This is a genomic window from Mycobacterium neumannii, assembly GCF_048452905.1.
GTDB classification, from domain to species: domain Bacteria; phylum Actinomycetota; class Actinomycetes; order Mycobacteriales; family Mycobacteriaceae; genus Mycobacterium; species Mycobacterium neumannii_B.
On record NZ_JBCGVF010000002.1, the window covers coordinates 167,114 to 180,775 of the forward strand.

Sequence of the window (13,662 nt, forward strand, 5' to 3'; positions counted from 1 at the left end):
AGCTACCCGCGAAACTGCGGATGACCAGGCGGTCAGATGGTCGAATTCGGGCTCGAAATAATGTCGACGCTGCCCTGCGGTTTGCCGTCCAGCGCCAAGATCAGGTCGGCGACCATCTGCACCAGTTCGAGGTCGCGGATACGCGGTGCGCCGATACCGTTGCCGGCACGCGGTATCGGCACCTGCACCGTCGATGTGGTCGCTCGGTAGCCGGCGCTCGGATACATCCGCTTGAGCCGCAGTTGTTGGGAGTCCATCAGCTGCAGCGGCGAGAGCCGCACCGTCGACTCCGACACCGAGCTGACCTCGGTAACGCCGTACGCCTTCAGCAGCAAGCGCAGCCGCGCGACGGCCACCAGGCGCCGCGCGGGCTCCGGCAGCGGGCCGTACCGGTCGACGAGCTCTTCGACGACCGCGTCCACCGCCTCCTGATCCGGGGCCGCGGCCAGCCGGCGGTAGCCCTCCAGGCGCAGCCGGTCGCTGCCGATGTAATCGGGAGGCAGGTGCGCGTCGACGGGCAGATCGATCCGCACGTCCTTCGGTTCTTCTGGTGCGGCAACGGTCTTGCCGTCCGCAGCCGCACGATAGGCCTCGACGGCTTCACCCACCAGGCGCACGTAGAGGTCAAAGCCGACACCGGCGACGTGTCCGGACTGTTCGGCACCGAGCACGTTGCCCGCGCCGCGAATCTCCAAATCCTTCATGGCCACCGCCATGCCCGCGCCGAGGTCGTTGTTCTGCGCGATGGTGGCCAACCGGTCGTAGGCGGTCTCGGTGAGCGGAACCTCCGGCGGATACAGGAAATACGCGTAGCCGCGTTCACGGCTACGACCGACCCGGCCCCTGAGCTGATGCAACTGGGACAGGCCGAAGGTGTCGGCGCGCTCGACGATCAACGTATTGGCGTTGGAGATGTCCAGGCCGGTCTCGACGATCGTCGTGCAGACCAGAATGTCGTATTCGCGATTCCAGAAACCCTCGACTGTGCGCTCGAGCTGTTCCTCGGGCATCTGGCCGTGCGCGACGACCACGCGCGCCTCGGGCACCAGTGCCGAAACTCGCGCGGCCGCTTGGTCGATGGTCCTGACCCGGTTGTGGATGTAGAACGCCTGCCCGTCGCGCAACAGTTCGCGGCGCAGCGCGGCGGCGATCTGTTTGTCGTCGTGGGGCCCGACATATGTCAGGACCGGGTAGCGCTCCTCGGGCGGGGTGAGGATCGTCGACATCTCCCGGATGCCTGCGAGGCTCATCTCCAGCGTGCGCGGGATCGGGGTGGCGCTCATGGTCAGCACGTCGACGTGGGTGCGCATCGACTTGATGTGTTCTTTGTGCTCGACGCCGAAACGCTGTTCCTCGTCGACCACGATCAGGCCGAGGTCCTTCCACGTCACACCCGTCTGCAACAGGCGATGCGTACCGATCACGATGTCGACGCTGCCGTCCTTCATGCCCTCGAGCACCGCGCGCGATTCGGCCGGGTCGGTGAACCGCGACAAGCCCTTGACGGTGACCGGGAACCCCGCCATCCGTTCGGAGAAGGTCTGCAGATGCTGGTCGGCCAGCAGCGTCGTCGGCACCAGCACCGCGACCTGCTTACCGTCCTGCACCGCCTTGAACGCCGCCCGCACCGCGATCTCGGTCTTGCCGTAGCCGACGTCGCCGCAGATCACTCGGTCCATAGGGATGGGCTTTTCCATGTCCGCCTTGACCTCGGTGATCGCGGTCAGCTGATCGACGGTCTCGGTGAAGCCGAACGCGTCCTCCATCTCGGCCTGCCACGGGCTGTCGGGGCCGAACGCGTGGCCGGGCGAGGCCTGCCGCTTGGCGTACAGCGACACCAGTTCGGCGGCGATCTCGCGAACTGCGCGGCGCGCCTTGGTCTTTGTGTTGGTCCAGTCGCTGCCGCCCAACCGCGACAGCGTCGGCGATTCCCCGCCGACGTAGCGGGACAACTGGTCCAACGAGTCCATCGGCACGTACAGCTTGTCGGTGCCGCCACCCCGTTTCGAGGACGCATATTCGAGCACCAGGTACTCGCGGCGGGCGCCGCCGACGACGCGCTCGGTCATCTCGACGAACCGGCCGATGCCGTGTTGGTCGTGCACCACGAGGTCGCCTGCGGTGAGCGCCAGCGGATCAACGACGTTGCGCCGCTTGGCGGCCAGTCGTTTGCCCTCGGTGGCGGTGGCGCGGTTGCCGGTGAGGTCGGTCTCGCTGATGATCACCAGATTCGCGCCCGGAATCACCACACCGTCGTGCAGTGGGCCCTTGAGCACGCCGACGACGCCGTCCTTGAGCGAGCCACCGAGCTCCAAAAGTCCTGCCGGAACATCGGATTCGGCGAGCTGCTCGACGACGCGCTGCGCGGTGCCCGCGCCGGGCGTGACGACCGCGGCGCAACCACCCGTCGCGACGTGGGCGCGCAGCATGGCGAAGATCTCGCCGATGCTCGCTTGCGAACCGCGTGCCGACGGGGCGGGCCGGATGTCGACCTCCAAACCCGATTCGTCGGACAGCTGGCTCAACGTCCACCAGGGATGGCCGCCCTCGCGGGCCGCGGCGCGCGCATCGTCGAGTTCGACGAATCCCGATGCGCCGAGCGACTCGAGATCGATCGGTACCGTGTTTTCGCCACCGCCAAGCGCTGCAGCCGACCAGGACGCCTCCAGGAACTCGCGGCCCGTCTTGATCAGATCGGCGGCCCGGGTGCGGACCTTCTCCGGATCGCAGATCAACAGCGGCATGCCGTCGGGCAGCAGATCCGACAACGTCGACAGCGCGTCGGGACGCAACAGCGGGAGCAGGGCCTCCATCCCGTCGACCGGGATGCCCTCGGACAGCTTGGCCAGCATGTCGGGCACGGTGCCGGGCAGCGTGTTCTCGTGAACGGGGTGCTCGCGGGCCAATTCGACGGCGCGCTCGCGGACGTCGTCGGTCAGCAGCACCTCACGGCACGGAACGGCGATGACCGTTTCGATGTCGATCTCGGTGATCGACCGCTGGTCGGCGACCGCGAACATCCGTATCTCGGACACCTCGTCGCCCCAGAACTCGATGCGCACCGGATGCTCGTAGGTCGGTGGGAACAGGTCGAGAATGCCGCCGCGCACCGCGAACTCGCCGCGCTTTGAAACCATGTCGACGCGGGTGTAGGCGAGTTCGACCAGCCGGGCGATCAGACCGTCGAACTCCGCCTCGACGCCCACGCTCAAGGTCACCGGTTCGACGTCGGCCACGTCAGGCACCATCGGCTGCAGCAGCGACCGCACGGTGGTGACCACCACTTGCAGCGGGGGTCCGAGACGCGTGTCGCCGGGATGGGTCAGCTTGCGCAGCAACATGAGCCGCGCGCCCACGGTGTCGACTCCCGGGGACAGCCTCTCGTGCGGCAGCGTCTCCCACGAAGGGAACATCGCGACGGTTTCACCGAACACCCCACGCAGTTCGGCGGTCAGATCGTCGGCCTCACGCCCGGTGGCGGTCACGACGACCAGCGGAGAGGTGTGCGCGATCGCGGACGCGACGAACACCCGGGCGGCGGCCGGGCCGACGATGGCGAGATCGGCGGGCTTGTCGGCGGCGCGGCGCGAGATCTCGGCGAGGGAGGGATCTCGTAGGGCCAGTTCGACGAGCCCGGCGATCGGGGTTGGGACGGACAGGGTCCCCGATGCGGTCATGATGCTTCCATCGTAGGCACGCGCCGAAAGGCTTGCCGCGACGAGGGTTTGCGCGGATCCGTTGACGAGATCTACGTCACTCGTCGAGCAACAGCGGATCGTTCTCCAGATGCATCAGCCCGTTCCAGCACAGGTTGACCAGATGCGCTGCGACAACCTCTTTCTTGGGCTCGCGCACGTCGAGCCACCACTGCGCGGTCATCGACACCGAGCCGACCAACGCCTGGGCGTAGAGCGGCGCCATCTCCGGGTCCAGTCCGCGGCGGGAGAAGTCGCCGGCCAGGATCGAGGACACCTGGTTGACGGCCTCGTTGAGCAGCGTCGAATAGGTGCTGCCTGAGGTGATCGACGCCGGGGAGTCACGAATCAGGATGCGGAAGCCGTCGGTGCGCTCGTCGACGTAGGTCAGCAGGGCGAGTGCGACCCGTTCGATGCGCAGCCGCGAGCGGTTGTTGGTCATCCGGGTCAGCGACGAGGTGATCCCGTCGAGCAACGCCGACATCTCGCGGTCGACGACCACCGCGTACAGGCCCTCTTTGCCGCCGAAGTGCTCGTAGACGACGGGCTTGGAGACGTTCGCGCGCTGGGCGATCTCCTCGATCGAGGTGCCCTCGTAGCCGCGCTCGGCGAAGAGCTTGCGCGCGACCTCGATGAGCTGGTGGCGCCGCTCGGCGCCCGTCATCCGCGCCCGCGGTGCCCTGACCTCCTTGTCGAGTGCTGCCACGGTTACCAGGTTAGATGCAGATGTAGTGGTCGGGCGGCGATCAGGCGGCGGGGCGCCTGCCGTCGGGAACAAACGAAGAGGGGTCCGGCGATTGGACTAGCATCACGAGTTGTCCGATCCGTCGTGGTGTAATCGGCAGCACCTCTGATTTTGGTTCAGATAGTTCAGGTTCGAGTCCTGGCGACGGAGCAATTTGGCCGCGACTGTGCGCTTACATGCGGCGTGACCGGCGTGTCGCGTATGAAACCGCACATCCGATAGGCAGGAGACCGGATGACGGCAGCCCCTGAAACCGCGGTGGTCGTGCTCGCGGGCGGTGCCGGAACCCGAATGCGGTCCGACACCCCGAAGGTGCTGCACACCCTGGCGGGTCGCAGCATGCTCGCCCACGCCCTGCACGCGGTGGCCAAGGCGGCCCCGCAGCACCTGGTCGTCGTGGTCGGCAAGGACCGGGACCGGGTGACGCCCGAGGTCGAGCGGCTGGCCGCCGAGCTCGGGCGCCCGATCGACACCGCAACTCAAGAGCAGCAGCTCGGTACCGGACACGCCGTGCACTGCGGTTTGGCGGCACTGCCGGTCGACTTCGCAGGCACGGTGGTGGTGACCTCGGGTGACGTGCCGCTACTCGACGCCGACACGCTGGCCGACCTGATCAGCACACACGACACCCGGCCCACCGCCGCGACCGTGTTGACCACCACGCTGCCCGACCCGACGGGGTACGGCCGCATCCTGCGCACACAGGACGGCGAAGTGATGGGCATCGTCGAGCAGGCCGACGCCACCCCCGAACAGCGGGCCATCACCGAGATAAACGCCGGGGTGTACGCGTTCGACGCCGTCGCGCTGCGGTCCGCGCTGGGCCGGTTGAGCTCGGACAACGCCCAGCAGGAGCAGTATCTGACGGACGTCGTCTCGATCGTGCGCTCCGACGGGCTCGTCGTGCGGGCCAAGCACGTCGACGACTCGATGCTGGTGGCCGGGGTCAACGATCGCGTGCAGCTGGCCGAGCTGGGCACCGAGCTGAACCGCCGCATCGTGGCCACGCACCAGCGGGCCGGGGTCACCGTGGTCGATCCCGCCACGACGTGGATCGACGTCGACGTGACCATCGGCCGCGACACCATCGTCAAGCCTGGCACCCAACTGCTCGGAGGCACCCGCATCGGCGGGCGGTGCGAGGTCGGGCCCGACACGACCTTGGCCGACGTCACGGTGGGTGACGGCGCGACGGTGTGCCGTACGCACGCCAGCTCGTCGGTGATCGGCGACGGCGCGACGGTCGGACCGTTCACCTACCTGCGGCCGGGCACCGTGCTGGGCGCCGACGGCAAGCTCGGCGCGTTCGTCGAGACCAAGAACTCGACCATCGGCACCGGCACCAAGGTGCCGCATCTGACGTACGTCGGCGACGCCGACATCGGCGAGCACAGCAACATCGGGGCGTCCAGCGTTTTCGTCAACTACGACGGCGAGACCAAGAGCCGCACGACGATCGGCTCACACGTCCGGACCGGGTCGGACACGATGTTCGTCGCCCCGGTCACCGTCGGCGACGGCGCCTACACCGGGGCGGGGACCGTCGTGCGCGACGACGTGCCGCCCGGTGCGCTGGCCGTGTCGGCGGGGCCGCAGCGCAACATCGAGGGCTGGGTGACGCGCAAACGGCCGGGGTCGGCGGCGGCGCGGGCCGCGCAACAGGCATCGGCCGACGAGGACGGGTCGGCTACGGACAACGCTGAATCCCGATGAGCCGCCCCGGCCGTTCACGATCTGGCCACCCGGACACGGCCGGCGCGTCAAGCTACGTAGGATTAGCCGGTATCGATCCCCGACCTTGAGGGCGCACTGTGGGCACCGAGTGGACCGACAATCGCAAAAATTTGATGCTGTTCTCGGGTCGGGCGCACCCCGAACTCGCTGAACAGGTCGCCAAGGAACTCGACGTACCCGTGACGGCGCAGACCGCGCGGGACTTCGCCAACGGCGAGATCTTCGTCCGGTTCGACGAATCCGTCCGCGGCTGCGACGCCTTCGTGCTGCAGAGCCATCCGGCGCCACTGAACCAGCACCTGATGGAACAGCTGATCATGATCGACGCGCTCAAGCGCGGCAGCGCCAAGCGGATCACCGCGATCCTTCCGTTCTATCCGTACGCACGGCAGGACAAGAAGCACCGCGGGCGCGAACCGATCTCGGCGCGGTTGGTTGCCGACCTGCTCAAGACCGCGGGCGCCGACCGGATCGTCACCGTTGACCTGCACACCGACCAGATCCAGGGCTTCTTCGACGGACCGGTCGACCACATGCGGGCGCAGAAGCTGCTCACCGGGTACATCGCCGAGCATTACTCCCACCACGACATGGTGGTCGTCTCCCCCGACTCCGGCCGGGTTCGCGTCGCCGAGAAGTGGGCGGACTCCCTCGGAGGCGTCCCGCTGGCGTTCATCCACAAGACGCGCGACCCACTCAAACCCAACGAGGTGGTGTCCAACCGCGTCGTCGGCGACGTGCGGGGCAAGACCTGTGTGCTGACCGACGACATGATCGACACCGGCGGCACCATCGCCGGTGCGGTCAAGCTGCTCAAGCAGGACGGCGCCGGCGACGTGATCATCGCGGCGACACACGGTGTGCTGTCGGATCCGGCCCGCGAGCGGTTGGCCGATTCGGGCGCCTGCGAGGTGATCGTCACCAACACGCTGCCGATCGGCGAGGACAAGCACTTCGCGCAGTTGACCGTGCTCTCTATCGCCCCGCTGCTGGCGAACACGATCCGCGCGGTGTTCGACAACGGCTCGGTGACAAGTCTTTTCGACGGGTCGGCATAGATGTCGTCGACGATTTACCACAACCCCAAGTGCTCGACCTCGCGCAAGACGCTCGATCTGCTGCGCGAGAACGGGATCGAGCCTGAGATCGTGCAGTACTTGAAGACCCCGCCGACCCGCGCCGAGCTGGAGAAGATGATCTCCGACGCCGGTATCGACGTGCGCACCGCCGTGCGTAAGCGTGAATCCCTCTACGGCGAACTGGGTTTGGCGGACGCCTCGGACGACGAGCTCCTCGACGCGATGGCCGCCAACCCGATCCTGATCGAGCGGCCGTTCGTCGTCACGCCGAAGGGCACCCGGTTGGCCCGGCCGATCGACGCGGTGCGCGAGATTCTGTGAGCCGTCGAGGCTTTCGAGCTCTCGCCGCTGCGGTGACGGTCGTCGGTGCGATCACCGCTGTGTCCGGCTGCGGCACCGAACCGCCCAACTATCAGTCGGTGTGGTCGACCTCCTCGTCGCCGCCGTCGACCACCGCCAACCCCGATGACAAGCCGGTGCCCGTCGCGGCGTTCCTGGAACAGGCCGGTGTGACCGGGCAGCCCGTGTTCCCCGAGAAGCTCACCGATCTGACGGTTTCGTATCCGACGCCTGCCGGGTGGGAGCCGTACTTCAACACCAACTTCGCGCCGGGAACCAGGGTGATCGCCAAGGGCGAGACGTACCCGATCGCGATGCTGGTTGTGATGAAGTTGACCGGCGACTTCGATCCCCGCGAGGCGATCAAGCACGGCTACGTCGATGCCGAGATGTCGCAGAACTTCAAGCGCCTCAACGCGTCCATGGACGACTTCAAGGGCTTCCCGTCGGCGATGATCGAGGGCAGCTACGACCTCAACGGCACCCGGATGCACAGCTACAACCGCATCGTCATCGCGACCGGCGCACCGCCCGCCAATCAGCGCTATCTCGTCCAGTTCACGGTGACGAGTTTCGCCCAGAAAGCCGCCGAAGAGGCCCCCGACATCGAGAAGATCATCAGCGGCTTCAACGTCGCGGTCCCCAAACCACCACCGAAGTAGCCCCAGTTTTTGCGCGAAATGGCATTCCAGCAGCGAAAGTGCGAGTGGAGACCTGCTGGAATGCCATTTCGCGGTACGTCACTAGGGTGGTCGCCATGAGCGACTGGACCGCCGCGGATCTGCCCTCCTTCACCGGACGCACCGTCATCGTCACCGGCGCCAACAGCGGCATCGGCTTGATCACGGCGCGCGAACTGGCCGGAGCAGGCGCCAAGGTCATCCTCGCCGTGCGCAATACCGCCAAGGGTGACGAGGCCGCGGCGACGATCACCGGGGACGTCGAGGTCCGCAAGCTTGACCTGCAGGACCTGACATCCGTGCGCGCGTTCGCCGACGGTATCGACGCCGTAGACGTGCTGGTCAACAACGCCGGCATTATGGCCGTCCCGTACGCGTTGACGGCCGACGGCTTCGAGAGCCAGATCGGCACCAACCATCTCGGCCACTTCGCCCTGACCAACCTGCTGCTGCCCAAGATCAGCGATCGCGTCGTGACGGTGTCCTCGGTCATGCACATCTTCGGCCGGATCAACCTCAAGGACCTCAATTGGAAGGCCCGGCCTTACCTGGCGTGGCCGGCTTACGGTCAGTCCAAGCTCGCGAACCTGCTGTTCACGAAGGATCTGCAGCGTCGACTCGACGAGGTGGGCTCGCCGATCCGGGCGATCGCCGCGCATCCGGGCTACTCCGCCACGAACCTGCAGGGCCAGACCGGCAACCCGATCGGGACGCGCTTCTGGCTCGCCGCCAACCGGGTGTTCGCCACCGAGCCCGACTTCGGTGCCCGCCAGACCCTGTACGCGGTGGCCGAGGATCTGCCGGGCGACACATTCGTCGGCCCGCGCTTCGGCAGCCGCGGTCCGACCGGGCCGACGGGCTTCCGCAGCCCGCCGGCTCGCGACGGCCGGATGGCGACGGCACTGTGGGAGCTCTCCGAGCAGCTCACTGAGACCGCGTTCCCGCTCTGATTTGGGGCGCAGGACCGTTTCCGGCTACCCTGGCCGGTGATCACGGCGAGGGTGGCCGCGCCAGCGGAGGCCACCGTTATCGACGCGAACCTTGTGGTTGAGCCCCGCCGTGCTGAGCACACGACAGGAGCACCCACATCATGGCGAAGAACGCCCCCAACAACCTGACCGCGGCGGTCCGCACCGAGACCGGCAAGGGCGCATCGCGCCGCGCCCGCCGCAACGGCAAGGTGCCCGCGGTCCTCTACGGTCACGGCACCGATCCGCAGCACCTCGAACTCGACGGCCGTGACTTCGCGGCCGTGCTCCGCAACTCGGGCACCAACGCGGTGCTCACCCTCGATATCAACGGCAAGGAGCAGCTCGCGCTGACCAGGGCTCTCGATATCCACCCGATCCGCCGCACCATCACGCACGCGGATCTGCTCGTCGTGCGCCGTGGCGAGAAGGTCGTCGTCGAGATCAACGTCGTCATCGAGGGTGACGCGGTGCCCGGAACCCTGGTCACCCAGGAGACCAACACGATCGAGGTCGAAGCCGACGTGCAGTCGATTCCGGAGAACGTCGTCGTCTCGGTCGAAGGCGTCGAGGCGGGCACGCAGTTCACGGCGGGCTCACTCGAGCTGCCGTCGGGTGTCACGCTGGTGACCGACCCCGATTCGCTCGTGGTCAACGTCGTCGTCGCGCCGACGGCCGAGGAGCTCGAGGCCGAGGGCGGCGGTGAGACGCCGGAGGAGGCTGAAGCCGAGGTCGCCGAGGTCGCCGACGAGGGCGAGGGCGACTCCGCCGAGGCGGCTCCCGCCGAAGAATCCGAGTAGTCCGGCATGGCCGAACCACTACTCGTGGTCGGCCTGGGCAATCCGGGACCGCAATACGCCACGACGCGGCACAACCTCGGGTTCCTCGTCGCCGACATCCTCGCCGATCGCATCGGCTCGGGATTCAAGGTGCACAAGAAGTCCGGCGCCGAGGTGGTCACCGGCCGCCTCGCCGGACGCTCGGTGGTGCTGGCCAAACCGCGTACCTACATGAACGAGTCGGGTCGGCAGGTCGGACCGCTGGCCAAGTTCTACTCGGTGCCACCGGCCGACATCGTCGTGATCCACGACGAGCTCGACATCGACTTCGGCCGGATCCGGCTGAAGTTCGGTGGCGGCGTGGCCGGGCACAACGGTCTACGATCGGTGGCTTCGTCGTTGGGCAGCAACGACTTTCAGCGCGTCCGGATCGGCATCGGTAGGCCGCCCGGCCGCACCGAAGGCGCGAATTTCGTGTTGAGCACCTTCACCTCCGCGGAGTGGAAGGACGTCCCGACGATCTGCGAGCAGGCCGCCGACGCCACCGAGATTCTAGTGGCACAGGGCGTGGAGCCGGCGCAGAACATCGTGCACGCCTGGGGCTGACGTCAGCCTCCGGTGTGGCCGGACAGCGTGGTGATCGGCGCGGCGGCGCCGAGGCGGTCGGCGGTGAACTGCGCCGCCTGCGCAGTGAGTCCTGACTCGACGTAGAGGCTGTGCGCCGCGACGTCGTTTCCGTTGGAGCACACCGGATCCGCGCCGTTGCACAGGTCGATGGTCTTGGCCCCGTACGCCGGGCTCAGCGCGGTGAGCGGACCGCCGAGCAGGCGGATGGAGGGATTGCCGAACACCGCGACCGCGGCGACGCGGTCGGCGACCGTGGCGGGCATCGGCTGGGTGAAGCCGAGTGTCGGCGTGTTCGCCAGGGCGATGGCGTCGATCACGGCGGCACCCTGTGAGTACCCACCAAGCACGATCCTGGTGTCCGGGCAGGTGGCGGCGATGTTCTGGACGAACAGGCTGGCGTCGTTGGCACCCTCGGCGGCGCGCAGGAGGTCCCGTGTCGCGGGATAGTTGACCGCGTAGACGGCAACGGACTTGTCGCCCACGAGCGGTCGCAACGTGTCGACGAATGCCTGGCCGACGCGGCCGACGCCCGCCGGTTCCCCGGTGCCGCGAGCGAACACCACTTGCACATCGGGACACTCCCCGGTGGGCGCCGCAGCGGCCGGTGCTGCCGACATCACGAGCGGAGCACCCAGCGCCGCACCCGAGATGAATACTGCCGCAACCATGATCATCAGCCGACGCAGCGGCAGTCTCGTCTTCATGCATGGCCAAACGCCCAGTCGACGACGATGTATTCCGCGCGCGGCCGGCGGCCTGCGTCACACCCCCCGGATGCCGCTGCCGACGACCTTCACGTGTTTGTGGGGAAACCGGCGTTCAGCGTGCTCTTTGGCCGCGGAGTCGGGCAGCACGTAGAGCGTTTCCTTCTTCTCCTGCAGCGGCCGCAACACCAGGTCCATGAACCCCTTGCGGTCATCGAGATACGGTTCGATGACATCCTCGCCCGCCGGGCACACCGCCAGGCAGTATGCGGCCTTGTAGTTGGCCTTGAACGACAGGCTCTGCCACATCGAGGCGTTCTCCGAATCGCTCACGCGGGAGCGGAAATCGGCGCCGTCCTCGCTGTCGGCGACGGTCTGCACCCAGTCGGTGAAACCGCCCATGAACTCGCGATAGTTGTGTACCGAGCAGGCGAGGAAGTCGAAATCACCGTCTTTCTTGATCGCGCCGACCGGGCATGCCGCGACGCACAGCTTGCACTCCAGGCACGGTGAATAGTCCAGCGGCTCACCGTAACTCGAAACAGGTGCAGCGAGAAGAATTGTGCCGAGCAGGATGAAGTTCCCGAACTTCGGATGGATGACGTTGCGATGGATGCCCATCACGCCCAAGCCCGAAGCCACGGCGATGGGCTTGTGCGCGACCACCCAGATGCGGCCGGGGTACCGGTCCATCTCCATCGGGAACGACATCGACGGATTGATCGCCCGGTATCCCGCGTCCTGAAGCACCCGCGTGATGCGGTGGGCGGCCTCGTTCATGATCTCGCCACTGCGGTGGAACTCCTGGTTGGCCACACTGCGGGCCGCCGAGCGGACGTTGTCGCGGTTCATCCGCACCACGAGCGCGATGTAGCTGCGGACGCCGGGCAGGGCCGCGTCGGCGTGCTCACGCTCAGCGGCCAGGTCCGGGTTGTCGACGCTGACGAATGCGACGTCGTCGACCCCGGCCTCCAGGCATACCCGGCGGAGCCAGTCGGCATCGACGATGCCCGGCGTCGTCGCCTTTCGCGAGCGCACCTTGCGCACGGTGGGGTGGTCGTCCAGTCGGCCGGCTTTGTGCACCATGCTAGGTATAGTACATAATACTCAGATGGGTGCGCCCAGAGGCGTCACGCTCGTTTGGATTCAGAGGAACGAGTTCTCGGCGGTGAGCCCTCGCTCCGGGAACTCCCCCAGCGCGAACGTCTCGGCGTTGCCGAGCCCGGAACCGCCACCCACCGGATCCTCCACGCGGACCAGCAGATCCCGCAGCTGATGCAGCTTGCGCGCGTTCTCCGCGGTGTCGCAGTCGGTCACGTGGTAACCCTCCACACGCAGATCGCCCACCCACTGGCCGTAGACCCAGTCGTTCCAGCCGTAGTAGCCAGCCGTGCCGAGGTGAAAGCCCGTCGGTCCGGCCGCGGTGATCGTCAGCGGTCGCCGGGACCCGTCGGAGTCGATCAACGTGACCGTGCCATGGGTCAGTCGCCGGTTCTCGTCGTTGAAGTGCAGATCCTGCTCCACCGAGACAAACCGGTGCGATGTCCCGTCGTCGTTCTGTTGCTCTGCCTGACAACGGATCTCGAGGAAGCCGTCGCCGCGCTCCTCCTGATACATCACGAACAGCGAGTACGCCGACCCGTCGGGGCGCGTCAGCGTCATCGGCAGCCAGGTCATGAACATTTGCTTGATCTTGCGCCCGCCACGAGGCAGGCCGGGGATGGGTTTGCCGACCCCGGGACGCAGGCCCCAAGAATGGTCGCGCACCGAAATCCACTCGTCGGGCCCGATCTCGGTGCGGCGGCCATCGACCTCGACCCACCCCGATGCCACACCGATCTGGTGGTAGCGCAACACATTATGGGTCACGCGGTAGCCGTCGGGGCTGCGGTCGGGCCACGGGTCCTCCAGCGCCGCGTCGAAGCTGCCCCGCATGACGACGTCGAAGGAGATCGGTGCGTGTTCGGTGGCCTCCAGGCTGACCTGAATCGACCGCAGCGGTTCGAGCACGCGATAGCGGATGGGCCCGACGGCGGTCGAGGAGGGATCGGCCGACAGGCGGCGCCCGCCGCGCACGGTCCACTGCTCGGTGCCGCGGCAGACCCCGGCCGCACCGTCGAACACTCCACGGTTGGTGTACTTTCCGATGCCGAGCACGACCTGCAGCGAGTTGTCCCGCGCATGCGCGAGCGACCAGATCTTCTCCGTCCATGACGGATCCGACTGGCTGACCGTTGCGAACGTGTCGACGATCTGGTGGGTGAGCGACTCGTCTTCGGGTACCAGACCGCCGTAGTTCGTCGTCAACAAGC

General features: G+C 67.2%; 12 protein-coding genes and 1 tRNA gene. 8 read left to right on the plus strand and 5 right to left on the minus strand.

What is annotated here, in order from left to right; translation table 11 throughout:
- Window positions 1–32: 32 nt before the first annotated feature.
- Both mfd and AAHH99_RS05445 read right to left on the minus strand, forming a co-directional pair.
- Window positions 33–3,677: a transcription-repair coupling factor gene (gene mfd, locus AAHH99_RS05440; RefSeq protein ID WP_418767753.1), complete on the minus strand. Its 3,645-nt coding sequence runs from the start codon at window positions 3,675–3,677 to the stop codon at window positions 33–35.
- A 76-nt stretch (window positions 3,678–3,753) separates the two neighbouring features.
- On the minus strand, window positions 3,754–4,359 hold the full coding sequence (locus AAHH99_RS05445) for a TetR/AcrR family transcriptional regulator (RefSeq protein ID WP_064401528.1): 606 nt from the start codon (window positions 4,357–4,359) through the stop codon (window positions 3,754–3,756).
- A gap of 159 nt (window positions 4,360–4,518) precedes the next feature.
- Between AAHH99_RS05445 and AAHH99_RS05450 the strand changes: the two genes are divergently transcribed.
- The 8 genes from AAHH99_RS05450 to pth all read left to right on the plus strand — a co-directional run bounded on the left by AAHH99_RS05450 (window position 4,519) and on the right by pth (window position 10,625).
- Window positions 4,519–4,590: transfer RNA gene (locus tag AAHH99_RS05450), tRNA-Gln, on the plus strand.
- Between the two features lie 84 nt (window positions 4,591–4,674).
- Entirely contained in the window at window positions 4,675–6,153 is a 1,479-nt protein-coding gene (gene glmU / locus AAHH99_RS05455) for a bifunctional UDP-N-acetylglucosamine diphosphorylase/glucosamine-1-phosphate N-acetyltransferase GlmU (protein ID WP_418767754.1), read from the plus strand.
- A gap of 98 nt (window positions 6,154–6,251) precedes the next feature.
- The gene (locus tag AAHH99_RS05460) at window positions 6,252–7,232 is read left to right on the plus strand and encodes a ribose-phosphate diphosphokinase (protein ID WP_418767755.1); all 981 of its coding nucleotides are present in this window, start codon (window positions 6,252–6,254) and stop codon (window positions 7,230–7,232) included.
- Complete coding sequence (gene arsC, locus AAHH99_RS05465) at window positions 7,233–7,574, plus strand: arsenate reductase (glutaredoxin) (RefSeq protein ID WP_094293034.1); 342 nt, start codon at window positions 7,233–7,235, stop codon at window positions 7,572–7,574.
- 32 nt (window positions 7,575–7,606) lie between these two features.
- Window positions 7,607–8,254 (plus strand): LpqN/LpqT family lipoprotein, encoded by a 648-nt coding sequence (locus AAHH99_RS05470; protein WP_418767756.1) that lies wholly within the window; start codon window positions 7,607–7,609, stop codon window positions 8,252–8,254.
- 95 nt (window positions 8,255–8,349) lie between these two features.
- Complete coding sequence (locus AAHH99_RS05475) at window positions 8,350–9,222, plus strand: oxidoreductase (protein WP_418767757.1); 873 nt, start codon at window positions 8,350–8,352, stop codon at window positions 9,220–9,222.
- 140 nt (window positions 9,223–9,362) lie between these two features.
- Window positions 9,363–10,040 (plus strand): 50S ribosomal protein L25/general stress protein Ctc, encoded by a 678-nt coding sequence (locus AAHH99_RS05480; RefSeq protein ID WP_418767758.1) that lies wholly within the window; start codon window positions 9,363–9,365, stop codon window positions 10,038–10,040.
- 6 nt (window positions 10,041–10,046) lie between these two features.
- Window positions 10,047–10,625 (plus strand): aminoacyl-tRNA hydrolase, encoded by a 579-nt coding sequence (pth, locus tag AAHH99_RS05485; protein ID WP_418767759.1) that lies wholly within the window; start codon window positions 10,047–10,049, stop codon window positions 10,623–10,625.
- A 2-nt stretch (window positions 10,626–10,627) separates the two neighbouring features.
- Here the strand turns inward: pth and AAHH99_RS05490 are convergent, their stop codons facing one another.
- From AAHH99_RS05490 to AAHH99_RS05500, 3 genes are read right to left on the minus strand one after another with little or no spacing between them, the layout of a single operon-like run.
- Window positions 10,628–11,350, minus strand: coding sequence for a cutinase family protein (locus AAHH99_RS05490; protein WP_418767760.1), 723 nt, complete (start codon window positions 11,348–11,350; stop codon window positions 10,628–10,630).
- A gap of 57 nt (window positions 11,351–11,407) precedes the next feature.
- The gene (locus AAHH99_RS05495) at window positions 11,408–12,436 is read right to left on the minus strand and encodes an epoxyqueuosine reductase (protein WP_418767761.1); all 1,029 of its coding nucleotides are present in this window, start codon (window positions 12,434–12,436) and stop codon (window positions 11,408–11,410) included.
- 60 nt (window positions 12,437–12,496) lie between these two features.
- The gene (locus AAHH99_RS05500) at window positions 12,497–13,660 is read right to left on the minus strand and encodes a hypothetical protein (protein WP_418767762.1); all 1,164 of its coding nucleotides are present in this window, start codon (window positions 13,658–13,660) and stop codon (window positions 12,497–12,499) included.
- Window positions 13,661–13,662: the final 2 nt, after the last annotated feature.